This window comes from Priestia sp. ABM2_011 (assembly GCF_056158845.1).
In genome coordinates, this window is record NZ_JBSWUB010000001.1 from 4,242,908 (window position 1) to 4,269,142 (window position 26,235).

Here is a 26,235-nt window from a genome sequence, read left to right on the forward strand (position 1 = left end):
TAGCAAAAATGGTCTTATGCACAATCCTTCTAGTAATAAATGAATATAAATAGAGTGTAAGGGACATGCAAGGGTATATTCATTACAAATTTTAGAAGAAAGGAGCATACTGATGAATATTGAAATTGGAATTGCCATTTTCGTGTTTACAATGACAATGCTCGTCATTTTTTGGAGGCCAAACGGCATCAACGAAGCATGGCCGGCAGCCATAGGAGCAGCCATTATCCTGCTTACAGGGATTGTATCCAAATCAGACATTGTTGATATTTTTGCAAAGATAAGCGGCGCTTCTATCACCATTATTGCCACCATTGTCATGGCCGTCATATTAGAAAGTTTTGGATTCTTCCACTGGGCAGCTGCACGACTAGTGAGTTTATCCAAAGGCTCAGGGTACAGATTATATTGGTACATTCAACTGCTTTGCTTTTTAATGACTTTACTATTTAATAATGACGGCAGTATTTTAATTACCACTCCAATTTTAATTCTACTTTTGAAAAACCTTCAGCTAAAACCCCACCAGCAGATCCCCTACCTTTTAAGTGGAGCGCTTATTGCTACCGCTTCCAGTGCGCCTATAGGTGTAAGTAATATTGTCAATTTGATTGCCTTAAAAATTGTTCATATGTCGCTTTATATGCACACAGCGATGATGTTTGTACCGGCGACACTTGGTTTATTATTTATGTCTTGGCTCATGTATACGGTCGTAAAACGCCATTTGCCAAAAAAACTGCCGCATGCTTCAAAAGATATAGAAGAAAGTTTCTTTACGAAACAGTTTCACCCCTTAAAAGGAAGCATTTCTGTTGAAACAAAACGTAAACGCACACAATTTATGCTGAAAGTTTTATTATTTGTATTTGTTATGCGCTGTCTCCTATTTGTCGCCTCTTATTTCGGCATACCAATCGAATTGGTTGCTGTACTGGGCTCACTGATCTTACTCATTTGGAGATGGTATCACTTACGTACAAACCCGATTGATATTTTAAAGAAAACGCCGTGGCACATTTTCGTTTTTGCCTTTTCGATGTACGTTATTATTTACGGACTGCATAACGTAGGGTTAACGGAGCTGCTTGTAAAAGTTTGCGAACCAATTGTAAATCGAGGACTTTTTGAAGCAAGCTTTATCATGGGAGGACTTGTTTCTATTCTCTCTAACTTGTTTAACAATCACCCTGCTTTAATGGTCGGAACCATTACCTTGACTGAAATGGGGCTCGATCCTATTACTCTTAAAACCATTTATCTTGCTAATATTATTGGAAGTGATATGGGCTCGCTTTTATTGCCGATTGGAACACTGGCTTCTCTTATTTGGATGCATATTTTAAAAGAAAATCATATCAAGGTAAAATGGAAAGATTATTTAAAAGTATCACTTATTGTTATCCCGCTTACCACGATCGTTACTCTTTTCCTCCTATTCTACTGGGTTCAGCTCATTTTTTCTTAATACTGATTTACAGGACGGATTGTACTCTTTTGAAGCTTACAGTCCGTCAGAAATAAACAAATGTCTCCCATAAAAACTCACTAGATTTTTCTATTGTTTTTTCATAGATACACATTCACCCAATAAAAACAATTTTTTACATTCACTAATTATTTAGAACAATTTAAAAAGAAAATCAATAAATATATTGAATCGAATTTCCTTCATGTGATAAGATATGGTTATATTGTTACTTTAACAATACATAGAGCGAATGAAGTAGAAAATATGCAGATGCATAGAACTTTCTAAACCCCACACGCAACATTTAGAGAGTGACATTCATTTTCTCATTAACACCCATACCTTTCTGAAAAGAGTGAGTACATTAGACTTGCTCTTTTTGTCTGTTTACTAGCAAGGTGCACTTCTTATGTAAGGCCTTGTTTTACAATAAAACGACAAAAAAACAGGTAACTAAGCATGCCGCTTCTTACCTGTTTTTATATGCTAAAATGATAAAATCAAATTCTATCGCGCGAACGCCCTTTACGAAATTGATTTTAATTCTTCAATTAATTGAAAAAATTTCTCTTTGTTTCTTTCTTCTAATGTTTGATCGACTTCACGTAAAATTTGATCTCTTCTAAAATCTCGGATAGCCTTATTTAATACCATTTTAGCAAATATAGAATCGAGGATATCCATACGGATGGGCTGCGAGTCTGTCGGGTGCTTTTCGATATAAATCAACTCCTATCCTTTCCTCTATTATAACAAATTCTAGCAATGTATCAAAATTTCATGGAGATATGCGCTGCTGTGAAACAGCTTCGTATTCTGATTCTAGCTCTTGAAGCGTAAGCTCGTATAGCTGCTTGTTTCCTTTTTTATAAACTCCTGCATCCAGCAATAAATCAATCATTGATGTTTTTTTACATTGTATGTGAGAGTAAGCTTGTTTCGTCATCGTTACACCGCCTATTTTACGCTTAAAAATGAAATGATTTCTCTATCTTTCACGACCTTTCTTTATGATACGGCTCGTCCTTTAGCTTACTGTGAAGAAAATGTTAAATTTATGTAATAATGCATAAAAAGAGGCCGGGACAGAACTAACTGAATCCAACCTAAAGACGAACAAATGAGATACATGAGCTGAACCGCTTATGACACCGCCGTTGATTTCCATGCAAGGCTTCGCTTTCCGCAGGCGGGCGCTGAGCCTCCTCGTCGCTTACGCTCCTGCGGGGTCTCATCTGTCCCGCTTTTCCCGCAGGAGTCTTCGCCTTGCCCTTCAATCAACCGCTGGAAGGACGAAACAGATGAAGCTGTATTCACCATAAAAAAAAACGAACCACTAATCAAACTTGTTGATCAATGGTTCGTTTTTCACTTGGGCTAAAATACGTTTCTCCCAGCCTCTTAGTTCTTCTATTAAAAATCAAAGTTGTCCGGATCTGGACCTACTCGGTGATTTTGGTTTAATTCATTAATTTTACTTACGTCTTCAGCATCCAATTCAAAATCGAATAGCGATGAATTTTCAACAATACGATGCTCTTTTGTTGATTTTGGAATCGTTACAACTCCGTTTTGCAGATCCCATCGCAGAATAATTTGAGCAACTGATTTGCCGTGTTTTTCAGCAATTTCTTTTAACACATCGTTATCTAGCAATTCTCCTTGCATAAGCGGAGACCATGCTTCTAGCTGAATATCGTGCTTTTGACAAAAAGCATGCAGCTCTTTTTGCGTCAAACGAGGATGATATTCCACTTGGTTAATAACAGGCTTAACCTCTCCATCTTTCATTAAGTCTTCTAAATGATGAATTTGAAAATTACTTACGCCCACAGCTCTTACTTTTTCTTCTTTATACAGCGTTTCTAATGCTTTCCACGCTGCTTTATACTTGCCTTCTACCGGCCAGTGAATTAAGTATAGATCTAAATATTCTAAGCCAAGCTTTTGTAAGCTTGTTTCATAAGCAGCTAGCGTCTCTTCATAGCCTAAATCTGCGTTCCAAACTTTTGATGTAACAAAAATGTCTTCGCGTGAAAGACCTGCTTCTTTCAGACCTTGGCGAATTCCTTCTCCTACACCTTCTTCATTTTCATAAATAGCTGCCGTATCGATGCTGCGATAGCCTTTGACGATAGCTGTTTTCACGGCGTTCACTAATTCAGGCCCTTCTTCTACTTTAAATACACCTAATCCAAGCCAAGGCATTTTGACTCCGTTGTGAAGTGTTACTGTATCTTGCAAATGATTGCTCATTATAAAAAACCCCCTGCTAATTTCTTTACATTTGTTATTATGAAACAGAAAAAAAGAAAAAGATAGAACCCACTTTAAAGTAAGTTAGGCACTTCAAAGTTCTAAGGTAACTTTTTAGTAACCTTCTATCCCTCTTAAAAATCACTAAAAAAAGAATCCTCCGCAGAGAATTCTTTTTTGTTTTTATTTAACGTTTATATTGACTGCTGAACTTGTGTTTCCAGCGGCATCTTTTGCTGTAACAGCCAGTTTTACGCCTGCTTTTTGTTTTGGAATCGTTACTTTAAACTGGCCTTTGCTATCTGCTTTGCCTGATCCGATTACTTTTGTACCGCTTTTAATCGTAATCACAGCATTTGCTTCCGTTTTTCCAGAGAGAAACGTGGACAAAGACGTAACGGCATTCACTGCCGGAGGTGCCGGCGGGGTTGTGTCTTGTACTTTTACAATTTTATACGGACTGTATCCTACTTTATTTTGCAGAACTGCCGTCACTTCCGTTCCTGCTTTTTGAGCAGGAATTTTTACGCTGAACTTGCCGTTTCCATCAATTTTCCCACTCGCAATAATCTTTCCGCCTACTTTAATATAAATAGACGCATTTTTTTCTCCTGTTCCCGTTACAGCTGTACTTTTTTCAGTAAGCGTAGCAACGGTTGGAAGCGCTGGTTTTGTCTGTACGGCACTAACCGTTACAAACGTATTGGAGCTGTAGTTATTGGCTGCATCTTTTGCTGTAACAGCCAGCTTTACGCCTGCTGTTTGTTTTGGAATCGTTACTTTAAATTGCCCTTTAGTATCTGCTTTGCCTGACGCGATTAGCTTTGTACCGCTTTTAATCGTAATCACGGCATTTGCTTCCGTTTTTCCAGAGAGAAACGTGGACAAAGACGTAACGGCATCAACCGCCGGAGGTGCCGGCGGGGTTGTGTCTTGCACTTTTACAATTTTATACGGACTGTATCCTACTTTATTTTGCAGTACCGCCGTCACTTCTGTTCCTGCTTTTTGAGCAGGAATTTTCACGCTGAACTTGCCGTTTCCATCAATTTTCCCACTTGCAATAATCTTTCCGCCTACTTTAATATAAATGGACGCATTTTTTTCTCCTGTTCCCGTTACTGCTGTACTTTTTTCAGTAAGCGTATTAACGGTTGGAAGCGCTGGTTTTGTCTGTACGGCACTAACCGTTACAAACGCATTGGAGCTATAGTTATTAGCTGCATCTTTTGCAATAACAGCTAATTTTGTAGCAGCAGGCTGCTTTGGAATGGTGATGCTGAACGTTCCATCCGATTTCGCATTTCCTTTGCCAATTACTTTTTTATCAATTTTCACATGCACTTCCGCGCCCGCTTCTGTGCTTCCCGTTACGACTGTATCTTGATTGCTTACAGCGTTCACTTTTGGTGTAACGGGTGCTGTTTTATCCTGCACGGTTACAGTTACAGCTGGACTCACGCCCGCTGTGTTTCCAGCCGTTACAGACAGGTTGCTTCCTGCTTTTTGTTTCGCAATCGAAATGCTGTAATTTCCTTTAGCATCTGCTTTACCAGCTGCAAGCTGAAGACTTCCGTTTTTAATGACAACCGTTGCATTTGCTTCTGCGGTACCCGTAACGGCTGTACTTCGATCACTCACTTCATTCACTGTTGGTTTTACCGGAGCTTTTTGCTTTGCCGTAACAGTTACAGTCGATACAGTACTGCTATTTCCTGCTGCATCTTTTGCTTGTACGCTTAGCTTTGTATTCGCTTTTTGATGAGAAATGGAAACAGAAAACGCTCCATTTGCACCTGCTTTAGCCGTTCCTACAGTTGTAGTTCCTACTTTTACCGTAACTGTAGAATTTGCTTCTGCTGCACCTGTAACTTTTGTATCTTGATCACTTACTGCATTTACTTTTGGCGCAGCTGGTGCCGTTTTATCCTGTACGGTCACCGCAGCGGCTGAACTTGTTCCACCTGCATTTTGAACCGTCACGTACAGCGTGCTTCCTGCTTTTTGTTTTGCAATCGAAATGCTGTAATTTCCTTTAGCATCCGCGTTTCCTGCTGCAAGCTGAAGACTTTCGTTTTTAATGATAACCGTTGCATTTGCTTCAGCCGTTCCTTTGATCATTGTGTCTTGATCACTTACTTCATTTACTTTGGGTGCAAGCGGTGCTTTTAACATAGATTTAACCGCAAAAGAAGGCGCTTGGCTTTCGTTTCCTGCTTTATCTTTTGCACTTACCGCTATTGTTGTTCCGCCTATTTGTACTGGAATTGAAACAGTAAATGTACCGTTACCATCCGCTACTGCAGAGAACGTTGCATCGCCTGCTTTTACCGTCACGACGGCGTTTGCTTCTGTTACGCCTGTTACGGTCGTATCTTGGTCACTTACTTCATTTACAATTGGAACAGAAGGCGGCGTTTGATCCGTTACGCTCACTACTGTAGCCGTGCTTGCATTTTCAGCTGCATCTTTAGACGTTACAGACACTTTTGTATCTGCTGGCTGCTTGGCAATCGTAATTGCAAATTTTCCAGTTTCATCAGCAAGACCCGTTCCAATTACTTCATTTTCCACTTTTGCAATAACAGAAGCATTTGGTTCTGTCACGCCCGTAAGCGATGTTTGGTTATCTCCTAATGCATTAACTGAAGGTGCATCAGGTGCAACCGTATCTTTCGGTGGTTCTTGCTCCTGCTCTTTTCGCGGATATTTTGTTGTATAAAAACTTAAAAGAGTAGTTGTTGGATAGTAAAAATCTAAAATTTCACGATAGTCTTTTCCTAGACTTGCCATTTTTTGAGCACCGTATTGACTCATTCCAACACCGTGTCCATTTCCTTTCCCATTAAAAGTTGTTGATGTGCTTGTTTCATTTGTTTCCGTTACAAGCAGACTAAGCATCGCACGGCTGTTTAACATTGATTTTAGCTTCGTCGATGTTAAATCTTTTAATTCCAAATGATGAACCACTAGTTTTTGCGAACTGTCTACATCTCCTTTAACGAGGTAGTCCACTGTAATCGCACCTTTAGTCACACGGCCTCCTGATGAAGGAGCATAAAAACTCACCTTTGGAATAGACGTAATTTTAATCGTTTTACCAGGATGCTTATTGGCTACTAACCATGACTTCAAATTATCTGTAACGGTTTTATCTTTTTCAGAAACCGTATTCCACCAAGCGCTATAGTTAGCTAAATCTTTTCCTGTTAAATCAATTTGCGTTTTTTGAATAGCTAACGTCCACGGCGTCTGCTTATCGTATGGATCTTCTTTCACCGGGAAATAAGAAAGCTGAGTTCCTCCCCAAGCGTTGCTGTTTGATTCGGTTCTTCCCCCGTTGCTTGATGAGAAAACGGCGTTGATTAATTTATTGTTGTAGGTGACTACTTGTCCGAATGTCTGATCTACTGCTTGGTTTGTGCTGTCGTACCACGTATAGCCACCGTATACTTGATAGCTTACCGTGTCATTGATTACTTTTCCTGCATAGCTCATTGCGTATGTTCTCGCTGCTACCGCCTGAGTTTTTAAAGCTTGCAGATTCCAAGATGTATAGACTTCATTTGGCACAACGCCTTTTAAATAGTCTTCAATCGGGAGCGTATTAACAGGTCTGACATACGTTCCCTTTTCATTTGTAAACGCCACGTCACCTAAGTATTGTCTGCCGTTAATAGATACGGGATTTTTATAAAGAGACGGTGTAATTTCAAAGCTTGTAAATTCACCTAAGACAGTGCTTCCTTGTTTTAAAGTGACACCTTGAGTTGTTGCGGTTACCGTATACTCTGTATTTGCATTTAAGACCAAATCCGAGTTTTTAATAGTGTATAAATAAGACGGCTTAATTGTAATTGCATGCTGATCTCCTAAATAGTTTACTAATTTTACAGACACAACTGGTTCTACCGTTTCAGCTTTCACGCTAGCAAGCGGCGTGAATTGAAACAGCAGTACGCTTAGTACTAAAGCTAATGCCGTTAACTTTCTCATCTTGTTCCCCCATTTTCATGTACTGTCTAACGCATTTTAATATCTCTCGTTATATCGACACAGTTCTATAAAAATTAAAGCATTTTACCTAGTTTTCTTTTCTGCTCGTCCATTTTTTTGTCGAAAAAACGCTTTTTTATATCATATGAACGACAAAAAAAACGTGTGACATAAATCAATTGATTTAGTCACACGCTTTTATAGGTCTTCCCACCTTTTATTTTGTCATTCCTTCATATGCCACGATACCGTCTGCAACATGATTCATCAGCTTTGTAAGGTAAGCCTGATCAGACAGGTTCCGGTCTTCTTCTGAATTCGTCATATACCCAAGCTCTACTAGCGTTACGGGTACAGTCGACCAGTTAAATCCTGAAAGATCACTGCGATAGCGAATGCCGTCCACTTCGACAAACTGATCTTTTTCCACCTCTGTCAGAATAGCTTGAGATGCTTGTAAACTGCTTTGATAAATAGACTTTGTATAGGAATTATCTTCTGCAGGAGTGAGCACAGAAAATCCTTTTACAGAAGTATTTTCAGAACCATCTGCATGGATACGTACGTGTAAGTCAGCTTTTGAATTATTCGCAAGCTCCGCTCGTTCCCGGTTGCTGATATTCACATCGTGAGAACTGCGAGTAAGCTTTACGGTTATGCCTTTTTCTTCGAGAAGCTGTTTTAATATCATAGAGGCTTCCAACGTCAGCTTGTATTCCGGCTTCTTGGTCACCACACCTGATGTACCTCCGGAAACTTTTATTTTTGTTTCTGCTGCTCCCGGCCCGATTGGCTCTTTCTCTAGGTTAGCCTGAGCTTGATGACCAGGGTCAATGTAGACTAAAAACGGAGGCGGATCGGCTTTTTCAGGCATGTTGTTTTTTACATTTTTCACTTCATTACCTGCTTCATGAGGCTGTACTGCTCGGAACTGTGAGATGGGCTGCTTCACTCTTTCTCCCTGCGCATGAGCTTTTGGTACATCTCCGCTAACGACGGCTTTCTCTGTTTGACCTTTCATCATAAAGAAAAATGAGAGTACTGCTACTATTGCAACAATACCTATTCCATAACTCCATACTAAGCGCTTCATCTTCGCTCACCAAACTTTCGAATAGAGTGGGATATTCCTTATGTTAAAGTACAAAATGTGTTAACGCTATTATCTCACAGAATATGGTTTTTTTTGTATAAAACGTTAAAAATAATATCGGCAATATGTTATGTATATGCAAACAAAAACAACACTACACAATGTAGTGTTGTTTTCCAAAAAAATGACGGATGGTTAAATCCGTTTTGCACCAATATAACGTGCTTTCCAGTAGCTGTTGCTAAGAGATGTAATTGTCACGCCTTTAGACGTAGAAGCTTGAAGAAACTGATTGTTCCCTAAGTACACGCCTACATGTGAAGGACCTTTTTTATACGTTTGAAAGAAAACTAAATCTCCTTTTTGAAGCTTTGCTTTTGAAACGCTTGTCCCTACTCGATACATTTGTTCCGTTGTGCGCGGAAGTGTTTTTCCAGCTTTTTTGAAAATGTATTGAATAAATCCAGAGCAGTCAAAACCTTTTGTTGTTGTGCCTCCCCATTTATAAGGAACACCTATTAATTTTTTACCAGTAGCAATAGCCGTGTCTTTGTATGAATATGACGCTGCTTCCACTGTTTGAGCAGGTGCAATAAACGGACTGGCTCCGCTAAATAAAACTGCAGCTGCCGTTATAGACCCAATGATGGCTTTTTTCATTTTTTTCCTCCATTATGTAACCGAACGTTACGTTTCTATGAACCTATTTTTCAATGTGTTCGGTTTAATTATAATGAAAAAAGCCTCAAAAACTATTACGCTATGATTAAATAATGTTACAAAATGGTTACTTAGGAATTTTTATCTTTAGTTGTTTATCAAAAAGAGGATGGGACAAAAGCATTTTTCACTTAGGGAAAAGCGGAGCAGGTGAGACCCCGCAGGAGAGCAAGCGACGAGGAGGCTCAGCGCCCGCCCGCGGAAAGCGAAGCCTTGTACGGAAATCAACTGCGGTGTCACAAGCAGTCCAGGTCATGTATCTCATTTATTCGTCTTTAGGCTGGATTCATTTCATTATGTCTCAGCTTTTTTTCTTTTACTTTTCTTTTTGCTGTTTCAAAATTAAGTCCTGTTTCGCTTTAGCATCATGATGCTGCGCTAACTCGCGTGAAAATTCTTCATTTGCTTGATCCGGAGCAATTTTTAACTCTTTTGGTGTTTGAGGCAGTGACCCTTTGTTGTTATGTGATGATTTGTGATTATTTGCTCTTCCCATGTTGTGACCTCCTTGTATCAATCATTTGTTTTTCATCTTTAGTTACTATTCCCAACTTTTCAAAGCAAATTCAAACGAAAAAATCCGAACGATTACTCGTTCGGATCTTCCTTCAACTAAAATACGTTTGTAATTACGATACTTTTTTCGTTACTTCGTTAATATAAGCTTCCTTGTCTTTGTCGTTAAATTGACCTTCCCACTTTGAAATGACGATTGCACCAAGTGAGTTTCCAATTACGTTTACCGCTGTACGTCCCATATCTAACAAACGGTCAATTCCAGCGATAAAAGCAAGCCCTTCTACTGGAAGTCCTACAGATCCAAGCGTTGCAAGCAGTACAACAAACGATACGCCCGGAACTCCTGCAATTCCTTTAGATGTAACCATTAAAATTAATATCAGTGAAATTTGCTGTGTGATGCTCATATCAATACCGTACATTTGCGCAATAAAGATCGCAGCAAGCGCTTGATAAAGAGTAGATCCATCTAAGTTAAACGAATACCCCGTCGGAATAACAAAAGATGTAATGGCTTTAGGACATCCGAACTTTTCCATTTTCGCAATAATACGCGGTAATACTGTTTCTGAACTTGCAGTTGAAAATGCTAGCAGCAGTTCATCTTTTAACACTTTTAATAAGTGGAAGATGTTAACGCCTGCCCATTTAGCTACAAGTCCTAGTACAACTAATACAAAGAAAATCATTGTGCCGTAAGCAACAATTACAAGCTTACTAAGCGGAATCAGAGACGCTAGTCCAAATTTTGATACAGTTACACCGATTAATGCAAATACGCCAAACGGTGCAAACTTCATAACTAAATTCGTTACCCAAAACATCGCTTCTGCCGTGCCTTCAAAAAATCTTAAAACCGGCTTTCCTTTTTCACCAATGGATGCAATTCCAAGTCCAAATAGGACTGAGAAGAAAATAATTGGCAGCATGTCGCCTGCAGCAATTGACTCAAATACATTCGTTGGAACGATGTGAACAAATGTTTCTACAAATCCTTTTTGCTCTGTAGCTTCTGCCGTTGATGTGTAGCTGCTGATATCTGATTTTTCAAGACCGCTGCGGTCCACACCAGTACCAGGGTGAAGCAAGTTAGCTGCTAATAAGCCTACAACAATGGCAACCGTTGTAATGATTTCAAAGTAAAGAATTGTTTTTCCGCCTAATTTACCAAGCTTCTTAATATCACCAACACCCGCAACGCCCACAATGATACTAGATATAACAATCGGCACCACGATCATTTTAATTAAATGAATGAATACGTCTCCAATTGGCTGCAGTACTTCAACTGCTTTAGGATTTCCGTAAAAAATGGCCCCTACAATAATACCTGCAATCAAACCAATTAGAATTTGTCCTGCTAATCCAAGCTTTTTGAACATATCTTTGCACCTTCCTTCTTTTTTCTAACAGCTCGAAGCTGTTTATTTGCACTTAATGTATTCAACAGATACAATTCCATTAAGAACTGTTTATTAAGTAGTTCTTTTATTCATAAGATTACATTATCATGGGCATCACAAAATCTAACAAAAACCTACTGAAACTAACAAAAAGTTTTTAGAAAATTACAAAATGAAAACGCTGTAGTTTTTTTACTACAGCGTTTGTTTGACTTCATAATAGAGCATTTGAATAAATTTCTTTACATTTATACGACTTGGCGTACTGCTTTTGCCCGTTCCTTTTTCTATATCTCTCATGCGCTGATGCACCATTGAAAAATCGAAAAACTTAGAAGCGTAATTTTCAAATTTAGGATTAAAGAAATCAACCATTCCAAGGGAAGTCAAATGATTTAAAGACTGATAAATGGCTCTTCTGACTCGCTGTTCGGCTGCTTTCATTTCTTTTTGCAGCACGTCTTCTGAAAAAGGTGAACCAAGCTTTCTCACGGTAATTTTCTCAAAAATTTCTTTGAGAGACGGAAAATGCTGTTCATACATCGTGCTCTTTTCCGTTTGATGCAGGTAATTGATGATTTCGATTAAATCTTTACTTCCGCTTTCTCCTAAAATCCCAAGTTCTCTTAAAAGAAACCTGCACGCTTCTGCCGGATCGCTTTCTTTTTTACCAGAAGCAGGCGTTTTTTGCTGGTTTCCTATATTAAGTACGGTATTTAACGATTCTTGAATTTTCTCCATTGATTGTTGAACATGAATTCGTTCAATTACTTTTTGAATGACCATGAGCACTTCCATACGATTAAGCGGCTTCGTGATATAGTATTCAATGCCAAGCGAGTAGGCTTTTCCAATCAAATCTTTTGTTTCTACCTGTGACATCATAATAATTTTGCCTTTAAAAGTATCCTTTATTTTGCGCACGGTTTCGATTCCGTCTTGAATGGGCATCAACAAATCAATAAATAAAATATCGATCTGCTGCAATAGAGAAGATTGATCATTTAAGACAATTCCGTCTTCTGCCTCCCCTATAACCTCTCCTAAATCATTATCTTCAATAATTTCAGCTAACATTGAACGAAAGACTTCGTCATCATCTATGATATAAAATCGCATATTAGTCCTTATCCCCCATTAACGTAGACATAGGTAAATCTATAGTAAATTGAACACCGGGGCTTGGAGACAGATTAATAAATTGAATACTCCCGCCCAGCTGCTCGGTCATTTGCTTAACGTAGACAAGCCCAAGACCTGTAGAAGGCGTCCCGTCCTTTGCGTATTTGGATGTAAATCCCGCTTTAAAAATGAGACGTTCATGCCTTTTTTTCACACCGGGACCGCTGTCTCTTACATATAGTAAAATGCGGTCTTCTTCTCGGCATACGTCGATAATAATCGCGCCTTCTTTTTCAATCGCTTCGACTGCATTCGTTACTAAGTTATTAATTAATGATAAAAACAAGTACACGTGATAGCGAGGATGCTCTCCTAGAACCGAATATGAAAAATGAATATCTTTTGCTAACAGCGCCGCATATTTTTCATTGCTGCGCATGACGATTTGAAGCAGACTTTCGATTTCCATATACTCAGAAAATTCTTCTTTTGTAATGACCTTGGACAACCCTGCTGATATCCGCTGATTGTCTTTTTTAATATCATGTACTTCCCCTGCAATTTGTAATGCTTTTTGGCTAAATTCGTGCAGCGAAGTAAGCTGGTGGATATCTGCTTCGTGTAGTTCTTCATATAAATCATACGACTTTTTCGTAATTCTCTCAGCGTCTTGCAGCGTTTTTTTCAAATGAATGGATTCTTCATACAAATTTGAAAGCACAACAAGCAGCTGATCATTTTTTTGAGAGATTTGCCGTTCTCTCAGCTGCCCTTCGTAAAGCTTGATCATGCTAAACAGACATAAAACAAAGAAACTTCGAAAGACGCCTACAATAAAAATTTGCATGAACTCCGGAAACACAATATGATGGTGAACCATCACATACATACAAAGCAGTTCCATGCCACCTGAAACCGTTTCGATGATGATGCTCCATATGCCAATAATCCACGGCTTTGAATGAAAATCGTTAATCTTAAACCAAGAAAAAGCAATGGCATAAACAAGATAATAAATCCCTGCTGAGCACCGGATCTGCAAAGAATGCAGAAAATCAAATGATTCGTAATTATACCAATCAAGGTACATTCGAAAGCCCACTATAGCACTCGCAACTAAAATACCTGGTATTACAGGAGATACCTTTCTTAAAAGCAGCAGTGAAAAGAAAAAAATGGGCACAGCAAAGCTGACTCTATACGTATCATGAAAAGGATAATATTTAAGCTCTCCTGCTAGCGGCACAACAACTATCATCACCAAAATGAGTAAAACATCTTTTTTTACTACCGTATCAACTTTCATCGTTCACGTCCTGCACTTTTTGAACATAAGTATATAGTTTAGCAATCTAAAAGACAATCGCTCTTCCTATATTTTTTACACTCCCACTTCCATTTATAAATATAGCCCATATATAAACGGTTATTTATTCTCTTTCATTATTCTTTGTAGTTTTTTAGATTTTCTTGTTTTATTTTGTAATTTTTGTTGTATAGTAGAAGTACCTTTTAAAATGTGAGGCTGTATCACAACTATTCAATTATTATTACATCACCTGATAGCTACACTAAAAAGGAAAACTATTATTTTACAGGGGGAGCTTATTTTACAATGTGGATCATTACCGTTTACTCGAAAAACCAAAGTCCGACTATGTTTGAATTTGAATCAGAGGTAGAGGCGAAAAAGACATTTCAGGAGATTAAAGGGTGTAAGATCCTATCGGAAGTTATTTACTATAACGACCGAGTTCCCGCTTTAGCGTAAATCAGTTGATGTAGGAAATTTTACAAATTATCGGTTAAAAGCCACGTAAAGAGCCAAAGGATGATCCTATTCCTTTGGCTCTTTGCTGTTTGATTAGAAAAAACAAGGCTGAGACATAATGAGATGAATCTAATCTAAAGACGAACAAACGGTAGACATGAGCTGAACCGCTTGTGACACCGCAGTTGATTTCCGTGCAAGACGTCGCTTTCCGCGGGCGGCCGTTGAGCCTCCTCGTCGCTTGCGCTCCTGTGGGGTCTCACCTGTTCCGCTTTTCCCGCAGGAGTCTTCGTCTTGCCCTCCAATCAACTGCTAGAAGGGTCTACCGTTGACCCTAACAAAAAAACGAACCACTAATCAAACGTGTTGATCAATGGTTCGTTTTTCACTTCGTCTAATATACTTTTGTCTCAGCTTCGTTTTGCTTTGTGAGCATACTGACTGCCCACATTACGATAAAGTTGATAAGCAGCGCAATAAATCCGACGTTGATATCTTTCATTTGCTGAGGCAGTGACGGGAACAATGTACCAATAGTAGATCCGCTGATTGTAATATAGGCTACTACAATAATTCCGGCAACAATCCCCCACGCTGCTCCTTGTTTCGTTACAAAGTTATTTTTCTTCAAGCTGAAAAGCAGAGATGGAAACAGCTGTGTCATTAGACTATAGCCCATCAAAATAATTGTTGATAGCGTCGTTCCCCCGTTTAGCGTAAAGTAAACGGAAATGAGTGCCACAACCGGTACAAAGCTTTTCGCTAAACGAGCAATACGCGCTTCGCTTGCTTGAGGCGCAAACGGTTTGTATATGTTTTTCGCCAGCAGCGTTGACGCACTCATTAACAGCATCGATCCCGGCACAAGCGCTGTCAGCAAACCCGCTCCTCCTATAATTCCAATAAACCAAGGATCAAACGTTTGGATTGAGATCCTTAATAGCGCAAGATCCACGTCTCCTCCGCTTAAACCAGGAACTTTTAAGATAGCTGCAAATCCAACAAAAAATACAAAAAGCAGCATCAGCGTATAAAGAGGACTAATGATTGCATTTTTACGAAATACCTTTGCATTTTTCGCTGTATAGCTTGAGCTAAACACCTGCGGCCACATATAAAAACCAAGTACTAGTAAAATAACGGTCGAAATAAACCACGAGACGCTTAATCCTTGCTCAGGAAACTTTAAAAACCCGGGCTTCGCTGTATTCACAGCTTCAAACATTGGACCGTATCCTCCGTAATAATGAAAAGGTAAATAAATACCTAAAAACCCAATCACAGCAAGCATCATAATGTCTTTAATAACAGCCGTCCATGCAGAACCGTGGATACCGGATATCATCACATACAGCGTTAAACTGATAGCTCCCATCCAAATAGCTGCCGGCATTGAAATGGCGCCGTATGATGCTTGTGATACAATAATTCCCAATCCTTTTAACTGCACAACAATAACAGGAATGACCGCAATCACTCCTACAGCAGCTACAAGCACACCAAGGTAAGGGCTTTTATATTTGCTTACAAAAAAATCAGGCTGCGAGACGAGCTTATGATCTCTTGCATACTTCCAAATAACAGGAAGAAGCCAGTATGATAAGACATATGATAAGCTAATATAAATTAAGACATAAAGTGCAGGAGCTCCTTTTCCATAAGCCCATCCGCTTCCGCCTAGAAACGAAAACGTTGTATAGATTTCTCCGGCCATCAGCACAAACACTAAAATAGCCCCGAAACCGCGTCCGCCTACCGTCCACTGCTCCAAGTTCATATCCTTGCCTTTGGTTGATCGTATGCCAAGAAAAATAGCTGCCACTAAAAATAGTAAAATAATAATAAGTGCACTATTCATTCTTCTTCCCCTTCCCGATTTCTGGGATCAAGCTTATACATAACCCCTAAAATAATGGACGTAAGCACCACCCATATCACCATCCAAAACATATTGAACGGCATACCGAGAACAAACGGAGTCACTCGATTAACAAAAGGGAGAAAACCTAATATGCCTACGAACGGAAGGACAGACAAAATATAGATAAATTTCATGACTAAACTCCTCCGACTTTCTAAAACTAACTTCTTTATATTACCACATATTCTGTGTATTCAATGAAGGAATGCTTGCATATAAGCTGAAATAATCTCCAAAAGATAAAATATTCTGTACTATTTTACAAAAATACTGTTTTCATTTTTCTGAATAAATAGTATAATTTCTTCTTATAGTTCGCAGGAGGTATCGTACAGATGAAAACAATAGAGAAAATCAGTACATTTGCAGGAAAAACATTTACGCTTTGGGTTATTTTAATTTCCGTTATTGCCTATTCATTCCCGGAGCACTTTGTATGGATTGGAAAGTATATCGTTCCGCTTTTAGGAATTGTCATGTTTGGAATGGGATTAACGCTGTCAGCGTCTGATTTCAGCGAAGTATTTCGAAGACCGAAAGAAGTAGCACTAGGCGTGGTAGGACATTTTATCATTATGCCGCTTCTCGCATTCGGTTTGGCAATTGGCTTAGATTTACCAAAAGAAATAGCAGTGGGCGTTATTTTAGTAGGCTGCTGTCCAAGCGGCACATCATCAAACGTAATGGTCTTTTTGGCTCGAGGAAACGTTGCGCTTGCAGTTGCTATCGCTTCTGTTTCAACCATTTTAGCACCGATTGTTACACCGCTTCTTATTTTATTATTTGCAAGCAAGTGGGTCGATATTGATATCATGTCTCTTATTATTTCCATTATACAAGTTGTCATCATTCCGCTTGCTCTTGGATTTACGATCAAAAAGTTTTTTGGAAAAGCTGCAGAAGCGAGTTCCAAAGCTCTTCCCCTTGTTTCAGTAGTCGCAATTGTTTTGATTGTATCTGCTGTTGTGGCAGGAAGCCAAGCGCAGCTTGCTAAAACGGGTGGTATCATTTTTGCCGTAGTCGTGCTTCACAACATTCTTGGTTTCACAATCGGCTTCTTCTTTGCCCGCTTATGTGGAATGGATTTAGCCAAACAAAAAGCGGTCGCAATGGAAGTTGGCATGCAAAACTCAGGGCTCGGTGTCACTATCGCTTCCACTCACTTTTCGCCGCTAGCCGCTGTCCCAAGCGCCATCTTCAGCGTCTGGCACAACATCTCAGGCTCAGTGCTAGCCTTTATCTTCAGCAAACTAAAAGACAAAAACCAGCCATCGTCTAACAAAAAAATGGCTGGCTAATACAATAAACTTATAAGGGAAGCACAAAAAGCTCCCTTGAACCTTCCCAAAAAGGTTTTAAAAAGTTCTTAAAAGCTTTTACCTAGGAGAATTTCACCAACCCCTCAAGGGGGGTGAAGTTCTCTTAGGTATAGAAAAAAAAGACATGGCGCTTTTTGCCATGTCTCTTTTTTCTACATCGATTCTAAACTATATTAGCCTCTTCCTGCTTGGAAAGAAGGATATTTCGTCATACCACCATCAGCAAATAATGTAATACCTGTTACATAGCTGGCTTGTGATGATGCTAAGAATGCTGCAACTGATGCTACTTCTTCTGGTTTACCGATGTAACCCATTGGAATCATGCTTTCTACGTCTGCACGTTGTACAGGATCTGCGAATTTTTCAGCGTTGATTGGTGTGTTCATCGCACCTGGTCCAATGTTATTTACGCGGATACCTTTTGGCGCATATTCAAGAGCCAATGTTTCCGTCATTAGTTTCATACCGCCTTTACTTGCTGCGTAGTGAACAAATAATGGCCAAGGAATCATTTCGTGAACGCTAGACATGTTAATAACGTTTCCTTTAATGTCGTTTTCAACGAAATATTTAATTGCTTCACGGCTTCCTAAGAATGCACCTGTTAAGTTTGTATCAATAACTTTGTTCCAGTTGTCTAAAGATAGCTCATGAGAAGGAACTGGGTTTTCAACACCAGCGTTGTTAATCATAACGTCTAACGTACCGAATTCTTTAATAGCTGTTTGAACAAGATTTACAACGTCTTCTTCTTTTGTTACGTCGCCTTGAACGATGATTGCTTGTCCGCCTGCTTCTTCTACTTCTTTTTTCGCATCTAAAGCTTCTTCTTCATTGTTGTAATAGTTAATAACAACTTTTGCTTCTTCTTGACCGAAACGAACAGCCATTGCGCGACCTAAACCTGTTGATCCACCTGTAATTACAACTACTTTATCTTTTAAATCTGTATACATAATAAAATCCTCCTAGTGTTTTCATTTATTCATACATACTATCATTAACTTTTACGTAAACGTTAACTTTTAGCCATTCCGAGGAATACGCCACCTAAAATGATGAGCACAATACCAATCGTAATTGAAATAAGCTGACGCTTTGTTTTCTTTTCTCCAAGTAAGAAGATACCGCCAAGCGTTGAAATAACGATTCCCATTTGTGATAATGAGAAGCTTGTTGCAACCCCTACTTTAGGTTGAGAGATAAATAAGAACATGTTACCAGCTGCCCAAATAAGGCCTGGAATAATGTTGCGAATTGCATATTTATTAAACGGTTTGTGTTTATAAGTAAGTATAAGTCCACCAATTAACATACCAATAGCTTGTGGGAATAGTGCCGACCAGCCGTCTACATTAAATAAACGAGCGACAACTACATACACTAAGTATCCAATTGTTGAAACAATAAGGGTAATAATCCCTTTTTTGAATTGTCCAGATTGCTCTGGGTTTTTTTCGCTTTCTAGTGATGTTAGCACGATACCAATAACAATAAAAATAAGAGCTAACACGCCTAAAATAACGGTTGTTGTTGTTGACCACTCGTGAAACACGATAACACCAAACAGTGATGTCGTCACAAGCTGCATACCAGTTGAAATTGGCATGGTTTTTGAAACACCAATATAATCAATCGTTTTCAACTGATTACTTTGCCCAACTGCCCAAAATAATCCTGAAACGATTCCGACAATAAAAATAAGCGGCGTCAACACTGGATGAACTACGAAATAAATAACGGCTGAAAAGATCAGCGCACCAATTGTAGTCCCAAGCGTTTGACTGTAAGGACCTCCGCCCAATTTAACGTTGAACAGGACAATACTTCCCCAGAAAATCGCAGGAAGAATAGCCAAAAGGATATCCATTTGATACTAACCTTCTTTCTCAAACTCTTGATGTAATTGTAAATTTAAAGTACCTTTTATTTAACTAGGTAACTTTATGTAACCAATCTTAGACCTTTTTTCTTGATACGTCAATAATAATATGTCGATTCTGTGACTTTTTTTTAAAACTTTACAATACAGCGTTTCCAAGCTACTGAAAGTTTTGAAAATAAAAAAAGATAGCCTTTTCATTATCCAAATGCTAGTATATAATAACATTATAAGGGTTACTTTTAATATCCTATATACAATAAAGTAGGTGGCATGAATGAATGAATTTGATGAGTTATGTCCAAAAGTGTGGAAAACGTTTGATATAATAGGAAAAAGATGGAATGGATTAATTATTTATGTCCTGATGAGCGGTCCTAAACGCTTTAGTGAAATTCACAGCAGCATTCCCTCTTTAAGTAAACGAATGTTAACCGAACGAATGAAAGAGTTAGAAGAAGAAGGAATTGTAATCCGGCACGTTATTCCCGAACGTCCGGTTCGTATTGAATATATCTTAACTAAAAAAGGATCAGAGCTTGGTATGATCTTAGGACCCGTCAGCAAGTGGGCAAAAACATGGATAAAATAAAAAAGCCTCTTTGGAGGCTTTTTTTACGTTTGATAGAGGATATAATTATTTTTCCCTTCTCTTTTTCCTTTATATAACGCATCATCTGCATTTTTTAATAATGAAGCAGCCGATTCCCCGTCTTCTGGATAAATAGAGACGCCGATGGTAGTTGTGGTGCGCAAACAATAGCCCCGTACATTCCAGCTTTGCTGAAGAGATACGTGAATTCGCCTAGCAATTTGTTCAATTTCTCGTCCATTTGTTACGTTTAAAATAATGATAAACTCGTCTCCGCCCAAACGATAAATGCGATCACCTTTCCGTACACAGCTTTTTAATCTCTTCGTGTATGCTTTTAGAAATTCGTCGCCTATATGATGGCCATATTCATCGTTAATCTGCTTAAAATTATCACAGTCAAGAAACAAAAGCGCAAAAAACTCGTCGCTTTTTTGCTGCCCTTTTTCAATTACTTTGTTTAACTCTTTTAATAACATCGCCCGGTTGGGAAGACCTGTTAAACTATCGTGAGTGGCTTCAAAATGAAGTTTATTTTCTAGCGCTTTTTGTTCAGTAATATCATTATGAATGGATACATAATGATTAATATTTCCGTCTATATCTTTTAACGGCACAATTGTTTTCGATACCCAGTATGACTGATGATGCTTCGTCCCCATTTCAAGCTGTCCTCGCCATACTTTTCCGCTTTTTATTGTTTCAAGCAGCTCATGATGGTCATGATTAAGCCCTGCATCTCGATAATACTTCCCTACTAAATCTTCTTTTTCATAACCTGAATACTGTACATACATATCATTTACATAGGTAATAGTTCCACTTGCATTTATAATCATAACGCTAGCTGATTCATCAAGCGCATATTTTATATTTTCAAGTTCTTTCAGCGTATACGCCAGCTGTTCTTCTGCTTCTTTTTGAGGCGTAATATCGTGTAAGATTGCATAGGCGCCAACCGTTTGATTATTTACTTTAACAGGAATCGTTGTAATATACACATGTTGTATAGAATGTTGGCTTCTTCGGAATGTTATCTCTGTACTATAACTAATTTCTTCATATACATTCCAACGTTTGTAATTACAGGCTCCCAGTCTTTTAGCAATGTCTCGGTAATTTTTATGCAGCACATCGCTTGCACAAAGCTGCAGCGTTTCTAAGAATGCGCTGTTGATATTTAAAATCGTGCCTTCCAAATTCAGCATACAAACTGCGTGGTGGTGGTTTGTAAATAGCGATTTGTACCACTGTTTGCTTTTTATGAGCTCTAATTCTAATTTTTTAATAGCTGTGATATCTCGGTAAATCACTGAATAGGCGACCAGTTGATTTTGATAGTCATAAATCGGTGAACAGCTGACAGATACACACACGCCTTCGCCGCTTTTTGTGTACCTGACTGTTTCATAAGGAGACAGCGTCTTACCATTTTTTAATTCTTCGATTAATTTAAGGTTTTCTTGTTCCTCTTTCTTTGACACGATGTTCATCTCTTGACGGCTTTTTCCGATAACTTCTTCTTTTCTCCACTGAAATAGCTTTTCGAATGCTCCATTGACTGTTAAGACCTTCTCATCACAATCAGCAATTAGAATGGCGTCTACCGTATTTTCTAGAAACGCATCGAGTAAACGCGTGCTCTCTTCCTGTGTTTTTTTATAATGAATTTCTTGAGCCATGACAAGGACATGTGAAGGGGCTGTCGCTTGATTAAAAAGAGGAGTAAAAGTTACTTCATATGCATGCCGGTCGGGCTGAAAAAGCTGTATGTATTGATATTGAATCGGTTCTTTCGTGGCAATGGCTTTTTCACAAAGTGTGTAAAAAAGCAGATTTTCTTCTTTATTGATTATCTTGTCTTCCATTTTGTCAAAGAATTGCTGAGCTGCTTTGTTACATTCTTTATAATACAGCTGATGTTTTTCTTGCTGAATTAAAATAACAGGCTGCGGCATATTCATAAAATAAAATTGGAATACCCCTTCACTATACATACTAAATATCCTCCATCTGCCTTTGGAATTTCACTAAACGTCTTGTTTTGATATGCAATTCACTCATTCTCCCAAACCAACACGTCTTCTTTACCCTTTAAAATATTTTAACAATCGCACAAAATCACATAATTTTATAAAAATTCAAGGCATCTATGTTTCATATAGGTCTAATTACTCGCTTTTATATTACGATAAATTATCTATTTAGTGAAGTGTATGGTTTAAGAGTTCAGCAGCCTTTCTCGTCTGAATAAACTGCGGTACTTATTATAAGTTAAGTAGGAAGAGATCGACTGCGGCATGCCCAGCAAATAGCCTTGAGCAGCATGTAGGTTTAACGAAATCGCTGCGGCTAAATCTTTATCTCGTTCAACGCCTTCTAAAATGAGATTCGTATGCGGATAATAGTTAACAAGCAAATCAATCAGATCTTTCTTTTGCTTGCAGTCGGCTAGTCCTTCCGCATAGCTTCGATCCAGCTTCATATAGTGAGGCTCATACATGCTTACCTGTCTCATCGCCGCGGCTCCTGCTCCAAAATCATCAATCGCAATTTTGAAACCGGCCTCTTTCAAACTCATTACTCGGGCAAAAAGAGCAGGCGATTCCCATAAAATCTTTTCATGAAGCGTTTCATTTAACTCCCATACAATACGATGTTTCGCATTTTCATAGGTGTTCAACAGAAATGTTAAAAACCGTTGGAAATGCGGGTGGAGAAGAGTAGAGGGAAACACATTGATAAATAAATCCTCAGATTTCAATACCTCAAACGGAAAGTTCTTTATAGCCCCTTCAATTGCCATCGTATCAAGCTTGTACAAATAATTATGGCGTCTTGCCAGTGAAAACAACTCTTCAATTTGCCCTTTTGCGAAAGCTGTGCGCAGCAAAGCCTCAAAACCTAGCGTCTCCCACGAATCCAGCGCATAAATAGGCTGATATACAAACTGAAAGTCTTCATACGTCAGTTCCTTTAAAACATGAGCATCCATTCTTTCGTTTAATCACCTTTCGTTTTCAATATACTATTTCTTCCATAACCTAAACTTATAAAAATATATCCTAAAAACAGATAATTGTCCATTAAAAGTAAGATATTCCATTAGGCGATTTAGTATTTTGGGACTTGCTGGAGGCTTATGATAGCAACAAAGAAGTGTTTTAGAGACTTTTATGCTTTTGATAGATAGGCTGTAAAGGATGTTTCAAACAAGAGATTGAGACATAAGCAACTCAACCCCATCTAAAGATGAGCAAATTAAATAAAGGGACTAGTATAGATTGCTTGGGACACCGCGTTTGATTTCCGTGCATGGCTTCGCTTTCCGCGGGCAGCCGCTGAGCCTCCTCGTCGCTTACGCTCCTGCGGGGTCCCACCTGTTCCGCTTTTCCCGCAGGAGTCTTCGCCTTGCCCTCCAATCAACCGCTAGAAACACCTAATATGTGAAGTTTACGTTTATCATATACTTAGCGCAATAACCTCTTATCGTTAGTTTGTAATCATAGACAAGTTGCTCATGTTGATAAATAGATGCTAGTTGGAAAACCAAGGATAACAGCCCATTCAAGACATTACAAAAAATATTGCACCTACAGCTAAGCAAATCCTATAACTTTCTTCATCTAACTTGTTACCTCTTCTTCTCTATAAATTCTCTACTATTTCCCCTCATTAAAACGAATATTTTTCAGCATTTTTAAAAACCATTCTTGTCTTTTGTCTTCATCACCGCTTTTATATTTATCGCTGCTATCGAAGGAAATCTGTACTATTTTATTAGAATGCTTATCTGCTACATATGCCAAGTATGTATTAGGAATATGTTTCTTCTTATCTACTATTACACGCTTTTCTGTTCCTTTGAAATAAATATAAGCTGATTGGTAGTAAATCCTCGTCTGTGAGTTTTCAATCTTATTAGGAACACTTAATCCAAATCTTCTTTTAAATAAAGCCTCAACGTGAATACTCTCATCTGCAGGATTACTGGTTAAAAACTCAGTTTTTATATAATTCGCTTGTGTTTTACCTTCAACTTCTTCATTGTAGACAGCCCACCAGCTCTCGTAAGAATCATTATTGATAGCATAATCCTCTCTATTTTTATGTAAAACTTGATACTCCTCTGGAAACCACATCGTATACTGCCCGGTCTTTGACTTAAACTCATAAAACCCATCATCCGCTTTTTCATCTTTGTTTAAGAACTTACGTGTAAAGTGGTCATCAAAAGCTTGGACGTTTGGGTAGCTGCTTTCGTTTATCAGCCATATGGCTCCTATTAAAATAGCGGCTCCTGTGATAACTATCATGATAACTTTCGAACGTTTTTTCATCGGCGTCCCCTCTACTTTATCGTTTGGAACAAACTTTAATCCTTATATATTGAATAGTCTTTAGCATTTTGATTTGTTGCCCTTATGCTAAAAAAAGCTTTTGCTTATAATTAATTTCCCTTAACAAATTTAATACTTTGCAACATTTTTAAAAACCATTTCTTTCTATCCATTTTATTTGTTTCTGTATTTTCCCCTACACTATCATATATTAATTTGATTACCTTATCAGAGCTTTTATCTGCTACATATGCTACATAAAGGTTGGGCGGATTTTCTTTACTGTCATGTACTATATGTTGGTTAGTACCACGAAAATATGTATAGGCATAATCATAATAAATTCTTGTATGAGAGGTTTCTAACTGTTTAGTTTTTTTACTGTCTAATTGTTCTTTAAATAAACTCTCTACATAAATTAATTCTGATTTCATGTCGTTCTCGGAAAATTCAGCCTTGATAGCGTACGTTTGTTGATCATTTTCGTAGGGTTTAATATAAGAGGCTGACCAATTTTCATATGATTCGCCATTTCTAGTGTAATCTTCGCGATATTTATGTAAAACTTGATACTCCTCTGGAAACCACATCGTATACTGCCCGGTCTTTGACTTAAACTCATAAAAACCATCGTCCACTTTTTTATCTTTGTTCAAGAACTTACGTGTAAAGTGGTCATCAAAAGCTGGGGCGTTTGGGTAGCGGCTTTCGTTTATCAGCCATATGACTCCTATTAAAATAGCGGCTCCTGCAATAACTGCAATAATGGCCTTGGTACATTTTTTCATGGTTACACACTCCCTTCATTGGTTGAAATAAACCACATTTAATGTAATTTGAATAGTTTTATTTAAATCTATTGCTATGTATGCTACATACTGCTTACTTATCTATTTGTAGTTATTAAACATATAAAAATTGCTCAAATCATTGTCTGAGCAATAGCAGTACTTTTTATATTCATTCACTTTCATCCCTATAATCCACTGTACTCAAGCAGAGTTATTTCATTTTTTATATCGTTACTTAATAAAGGTTTTCACTCACGACTTTTACCCTCGCTAAAATTAATACTTTTTAATATTGTCAAAAACCATAACTTCCTTTTTTCTTGGCTAGTTTCTGTATCTTCGCCTATACTGTCGTATGAAAATTCTATAACCTTATTAGAATTTTTATCTACCACATAAGCTGTATAGGTATTAGGTAAATGAACTTTACTGTTATGTACTACATGCCTTTCAGTTCCCTTGAAATATGCATAAGCATAGTCATAATATATGCGAGTACGTGAAGTTTCTATTTCTTTAGTATTACTATCTTTTAATTGCTCTTGGAACAATTCCTTCACATAAATAGGCTCAAATTTCTTATCATTCTTTAAAAATTCAGCTTTTATATAGTATATTGACTTGTTTTTTCCAGCCATCTCCCTATATGAAGCAGACCAATTTTCATATGATTTTCCATTTACAGAGTAATACTCTGAAGCATCATGTAGCATTTGATACTCCTCGGGAAACCACATCGTATACTGACCTGTCTTCGACTTAAATTCATAAAACTCATCATCCGCTTTTTTATCTTTGTTTAAGAACTTACGTGTAAAATGGTCATCAAAAGCTGGGGCGTTGGGATAACGGCTTTCGTTTACGCCCCATATGCCGCCTATTAAAATAGCGGCTCCTACAATGACTAGAATAATAGTCTTCGTATGTTTTTTCATCCTCTTACATCTCCGTTGTTTGGCTTATTAAAATTGATACTTTTACAAAGTTTTATAAACCACTCTTCTTTTATAGGCTCAGAGTTATCTGAACGCCCACC

26 protein-coding genes are annotated in these 26,235 nt (G+C 38.2%); 4 read left to right on the forward strand and 22 right to left on the reverse strand.

All coding sequences use genetic code 11. The features are described 5' to 3' along the window. Window positions 1-112 precede the first annotated feature (112 nt). Complete coding sequence (locus tag ACXAE4_RS22460; RefSeq protein WP_049163175.1) at window positions 113-1,468, forward strand: arsenic transporter; 1,356 nt, start codon at window positions 113-115, stop codon at window positions 1,466-1,468. 528 nt (window positions 1,469-1,996) lie between these two features. Here ACXAE4_RS22460 and ACXAE4_RS22465 read toward each other — a convergent pair. From ACXAE4_RS22465 to ACXAE4_RS22495, 7 genes are all read right to left on the reverse strand, one after another. Continuing rightward, window positions 1,997-2,200, reverse strand: a complete 204-nt coding sequence (locus tag ACXAE4_RS22465; RefSeq protein ID WP_016766443.1) for an IDEAL domain-containing protein — start codon at window positions 2,198-2,200, stop codon at window positions 1,997-1,999. A 49-nt stretch (window positions 2,201-2,249) separates the two neighbouring features. Next, complete coding sequence (locus ACXAE4_RS22470; RefSeq protein WP_080974226.1) at window positions 2,250-2,417, reverse strand: Fur-regulated basic protein FbpA; 168 nt, start codon at window positions 2,415-2,417, stop codon at window positions 2,250-2,252. A gap of 197 nt (window positions 2,418-2,614) precedes the next feature. Beyond that, window positions 2,615-2,791, reverse strand: coding sequence for a hypothetical protein (locus ACXAE4_RS22475; RefSeq protein ID WP_165573266.1), 177 nt, complete (start codon window positions 2,789-2,791; stop codon window positions 2,615-2,617). A 93-nt stretch (window positions 2,792-2,884) separates the two neighbouring features. After that, on the reverse strand, window positions 2,885-3,727 hold the full coding sequence (locus tag ACXAE4_RS22480; protein WP_099330662.1) for an aldo/keto reductase: 843 nt from the start codon (window positions 3,725-3,727) through the stop codon (window positions 2,885-2,887). A gap of 183 nt (window positions 3,728-3,910) precedes the next feature. Then, entirely contained in the window at window positions 3,911-7,723 is a 3,813-nt protein-coding gene (locus ACXAE4_RS22485) for a SpoIID/LytB domain-containing protein (protein ID WP_165573265.1), read from the reverse strand. Window positions 7,724-7,940: 217 nt separating this feature from the next. Further along, entirely contained in the window at window positions 7,941-8,816 is an 876-nt protein-coding gene (locus ACXAE4_RS22490; RefSeq protein WP_289578744.1) for an N-acetylmuramoyl-L-alanine amidase family protein, read from the reverse strand. 195 nt (window positions 8,817-9,011) lie between these two features. Then, the gene (locus ACXAE4_RS22495; protein ID WP_013055770.1) at window positions 9,012-9,476 is read right to left on the reverse strand and encodes a C40 family peptidase; all 465 of its coding nucleotides are present in this window, start codon (window positions 9,474-9,476) and stop codon (window positions 9,012-9,014) included. A 182-nt stretch (window positions 9,477-9,658) separates the two neighbouring features. Between ACXAE4_RS22495 and ACXAE4_RS22500 the strand changes: the two genes are divergently transcribed. Further along, a complete protein-coding gene (locus ACXAE4_RS22500; protein ID WP_289578957.1) occupies window positions 9,659-9,907 on the forward strand; it encodes a hypothetical protein in 249 nt (82 codons plus the stop codon). On the opposite strand, the gene ACXAE4_RS22505 is transcribed toward ACXAE4_RS22500, so the two are convergent. From ACXAE4_RS22505 to ACXAE4_RS22535, 7 genes are all read right to left on the reverse strand, one after another. Continuing rightward, window positions 9,853-10,032 (reverse strand): YfhD family protein, encoded by a 180-nt coding sequence (locus ACXAE4_RS22505; RefSeq protein ID WP_013055768.1) that lies wholly within the window; start codon window positions 10,030-10,032, stop codon window positions 9,853-9,855. The two genes, ACXAE4_RS22500 and ACXAE4_RS22505, sit on opposite strands and share 55 nt — an antisense overlap. Window positions 10,033-10,165: 133 nt before the next feature. Further along, window positions 10,166-11,437 carry a cation:dicarboxylate symporter family transporter gene (locus ACXAE4_RS22510; RefSeq protein WP_028407730.1) on the reverse strand — a complete coding sequence of 424 codons (1,272 nt, stop codon included), beginning with the start codon at window positions 11,435-11,437 and terminating at the stop codon, window positions 10,166-10,168. A gap of 216 nt (window positions 11,438-11,653) precedes the next feature. Next, window positions 11,654-12,577, reverse strand: coding sequence for a response regulator (locus tag ACXAE4_RS22515; RefSeq protein WP_108674455.1), 924 nt, complete (start codon window positions 12,575-12,577; stop codon window positions 11,654-11,656). Between the two features lies 1 nt (window position 12,578). Next, on the reverse strand, window positions 12,579-13,886 hold the full coding sequence (locus ACXAE4_RS22520; protein ID WP_108674454.1) for a sensor histidine kinase: 1,308 nt from the start codon (window positions 13,884-13,886) through the stop codon (window positions 12,579-12,581). 594 nt (window positions 13,887-14,480) lie between these two features. Further along, window positions 14,481-14,660, reverse strand: coding sequence for a hypothetical protein (locus tag ACXAE4_RS22525; protein WP_108674453.1), 180 nt, complete (start codon window positions 14,658-14,660; stop codon window positions 14,481-14,483). Window positions 14,661-14,745: 85 nt separating this feature from the next. Beyond that, window positions 14,746-16,209: a sodium:solute symporter family protein gene (locus ACXAE4_RS22530; protein ID WP_028412714.1), complete on the reverse strand. Its 1,464-nt coding sequence runs from the start codon at window positions 16,207-16,209 to the stop codon at window positions 14,746-14,748. Beyond that, the gene (locus tag ACXAE4_RS22535; protein WP_013055761.1) at window positions 16,206-16,406 is read right to left on the reverse strand and encodes a DUF3311 domain-containing protein; all 201 of its coding nucleotides are present in this window, start codon (window positions 16,404-16,406) and stop codon (window positions 16,206-16,208) included. Before ACXAE4_RS22535 ends, ACXAE4_RS22530 begins: the two co-directional genes overlap by 4 nt. A gap of 201 nt (window positions 16,407-16,607) precedes the next feature. Between ACXAE4_RS22535 and ACXAE4_RS22540 the strand changes: the two genes are divergently transcribed. Beyond that, entirely contained in the window at window positions 16,608-17,570 is a 963-nt protein-coding gene (locus tag ACXAE4_RS22540; RefSeq protein ID WP_013055760.1) for a bile acid:sodium symporter family protein, read from the forward strand. A gap of 194 nt (window positions 17,571-17,764) precedes the next feature. On the opposite strand, the gene gdh is transcribed toward ACXAE4_RS22540, so the two are convergent. Beyond that, entirely contained in the window at window positions 17,765-18,550 is a 786-nt protein-coding gene (gene gdh, locus ACXAE4_RS22545; RefSeq protein WP_014461262.1) for a glucose 1-dehydrogenase, read from the reverse strand. Between the two features lie 62 nt (window positions 18,551-18,612). Next, window positions 18,613-19,464 (reverse strand): GRP family sugar transporter, encoded by an 852-nt coding sequence (locus tag ACXAE4_RS22550; RefSeq protein ID WP_028412283.1) that lies wholly within the window; start codon window positions 19,462-19,464, stop codon window positions 18,613-18,615. Window positions 19,465-19,753: 289 nt separating this feature from the next. On the opposite strand from ACXAE4_RS22550, the gene ACXAE4_RS22555 reads away from it, so the two are divergent. Then, window positions 19,754-20,068, forward strand: a complete 315-nt coding sequence (locus ACXAE4_RS22555; protein ID WP_013055757.1) for a winged helix-turn-helix transcriptional regulator — start codon at window positions 19,754-19,756, stop codon at window positions 20,066-20,068. 23 nt (window positions 20,069-20,091) lie between these two features. Here the strand turns inward: ACXAE4_RS22555 and ACXAE4_RS22560 are convergent, their stop codons facing one another. The 6 genes from ACXAE4_RS22560 to ACXAE4_RS22585 all read right to left on the reverse strand — a co-directional run bounded on the left by ACXAE4_RS22560 (window position 20,092) and on the right by ACXAE4_RS22585 (window position 26,134). After that, a complete protein-coding gene (locus ACXAE4_RS22560) occupies window positions 20,092-22,065 on the reverse strand; it encodes a sensor domain-containing diguanylate cyclase (protein ID WP_228307527.1) in 1,974 nt (657 codons plus the stop codon). A 224-nt stretch (window positions 22,066-22,289) separates the two neighbouring features. Continuing rightward, on the reverse strand, window positions 22,290-23,063 hold the full coding sequence (locus ACXAE4_RS22565) for an EAL domain-containing protein (RefSeq protein WP_047751527.1): 774 nt from the start codon (window positions 23,061-23,063) through the stop codon (window positions 22,290-22,292). Between the two features lie 266 nt (window positions 23,064-23,329). Continuing rightward, window positions 23,330-23,494 (reverse strand): hypothetical protein, encoded by a 165-nt coding sequence (locus ACXAE4_RS22570; protein WP_289578743.1) that lies wholly within the window; start codon window positions 23,492-23,494, stop codon window positions 23,330-23,332. A 236-nt stretch (window positions 23,495-23,730) separates the two neighbouring features. Further along, on the reverse strand, window positions 23,731-24,408 hold the full coding sequence (locus ACXAE4_RS22575) for a hypothetical protein (RefSeq protein WP_098999731.1): 678 nt from the start codon (window positions 24,406-24,408) through the stop codon (window positions 23,731-23,733). Between the two features lie 110 nt (window positions 24,409-24,518). Beyond that, window positions 24,519-25,196 carry a hypothetical protein gene (locus ACXAE4_RS22580; protein WP_289578742.1) on the reverse strand — a complete coding sequence of 226 codons (678 nt, stop codon included), beginning with the start codon at window positions 25,194-25,196 and terminating at the stop codon, window positions 24,519-24,521. A 251-nt stretch (window positions 25,197-25,447) separates the two neighbouring features. Continuing rightward, the gene (locus ACXAE4_RS22585) at window positions 25,448-26,134 is read right to left on the reverse strand and encodes a hypothetical protein (RefSeq protein WP_289578741.1); all 687 of its coding nucleotides are present in this window, start codon (window positions 26,132-26,134) and stop codon (window positions 25,448-25,450) included. Window positions 26,135-26,235 lie beyond the last annotated feature (101 nt).

Coding starts and splice junctions, on each gene's coding strand:
- ACXAE4_RS22555 (WP_013055757.1), top strand. CDS start 19,754: ATGAATGAATTTGATGAGTTATGTCCAAAAGTGTGGAAAACGTTTGAT.
- ACXAE4_RS22580 (WP_289578742.1), bottom strand. CDS start 25,196: ATGAAAAAATGTACCAAGGCCATTATTGCAGTTATTGCAGGAGCCGCT.
- ACXAE4_RS22495 (WP_013055770.1), bottom strand. CDS start 9,476: ATGAAAAAAGCCATCATTGGGTCTATAACGGCAGCTGCAGTTTTATTT.
- ACXAE4_RS22470 (WP_080974226.1), bottom strand. CDS start 2,417: ATGACGAAACAAGCTTACTCTCACATACAATGTAAAAAAACATCAATG.
- ACXAE4_RS22540 (WP_013055760.1), top strand. CDS start 16,608: ATGAAAACAATAGAGAAAATCAGTACATTTGCAGGAAAAACATTTACG.
- ACXAE4_RS22490 (WP_289578744.1), bottom strand. CDS start 8,816: ATGAAGCGCTTAGTATGGAGTTATGGAATAGGTATTGTTGCAATAGTA.
- ACXAE4_RS22565 (WP_047751527.1), bottom strand. CDS start 23,063: ATGGATGCTCATGTTTTAAAGGAACTGACGTATGAAGACTTTCAGTTT.
- ACXAE4_RS22520 (WP_108674454.1), bottom strand. CDS start 13,886: ATGAAAGTTGATACGGTAGTAAAAAAAGATGTTTTACTCATTTTGGTG.
- ACXAE4_RS22485 (WP_165573265.1), bottom strand. CDS start 7,723: ATGAGAAAGTTAACGGCATTAGCTTTAGTACTAAGCGTACTGCTGTTT.
- ACXAE4_RS22505 (WP_013055768.1), bottom strand. CDS start 10,032: ATGGGAAGAGCAAATAATCACAAATCATCACATAACAACAAAGGGTCA.
- ACXAE4_RS22515 (WP_108674455.1), bottom strand. CDS start 12,577: ATGCGATTTTATATCATAGATGATGACGAAGTCTTTCGTTCAATGTTA.
- ACXAE4_RS22480 (WP_099330662.1), bottom strand. CDS start 3,727: ATGAGCAATCATTTGCAAGATACAGTAACACTTCACAACGGAGTCAAA.
- ACXAE4_RS22550 (WP_028412283.1), bottom strand. CDS start 19,464: ATGGATATCCTTTTGGCTATTCTTCCTGCGATTTTCTGGGGAAGTATT.
- gdh (WP_014461262.1), bottom strand. CDS start 18,550: ATGTATACAGATTTAAAAGATAAAGTAGTTGTAATTACAGGTGGATCA.
- ACXAE4_RS22530 (WP_028412714.1), bottom strand. CDS start 16,209: ATGAATAGTGCACTTATTATTATTTTACTATTTTTAGTGGCAGCTATT.
- ACXAE4_RS22510 (WP_028407730.1), bottom strand. CDS start 11,437: ATGTTCAAAAAGCTTGGATTAGCAGGACAAATTCTAATTGGTTTGATT.
- ACXAE4_RS22460 (WP_049163175.1), top strand. CDS start 113: ATGAATATTGAAATTGGAATTGCCATTTTCGTGTTTACAATGACAATG.
- ACXAE4_RS22560 (WP_228307527.1), bottom strand. CDS start 22,065: ATGTATAGTGAAGGGGTATTCCAATTTTATTTTATGAATATGCCGCAG.
- ACXAE4_RS22585 (WP_289578741.1), bottom strand. CDS start 26,134: ATGAAAAAACATACGAAGACTATTATTCTAGTCATTGTAGGAGCCGCT.
- ACXAE4_RS22475 (WP_165573266.1), bottom strand. CDS start 2,791: ATGGTGAATACAGCTTCATCTGTTTCGTCCTTCCAGCGGTTGATTGAA.
- ACXAE4_RS22535 (WP_013055761.1), bottom strand. CDS start 16,406: ATGAAATTTATCTATATTTTGTCTGTCCTTCCGTTCGTAGGCATATTA.
- ACXAE4_RS22575 (WP_098999731.1), bottom strand. CDS start 24,408: ATGAAAAAACGTTCGAAAGTTATCATGATAGTTATCACAGGAGCCGCT.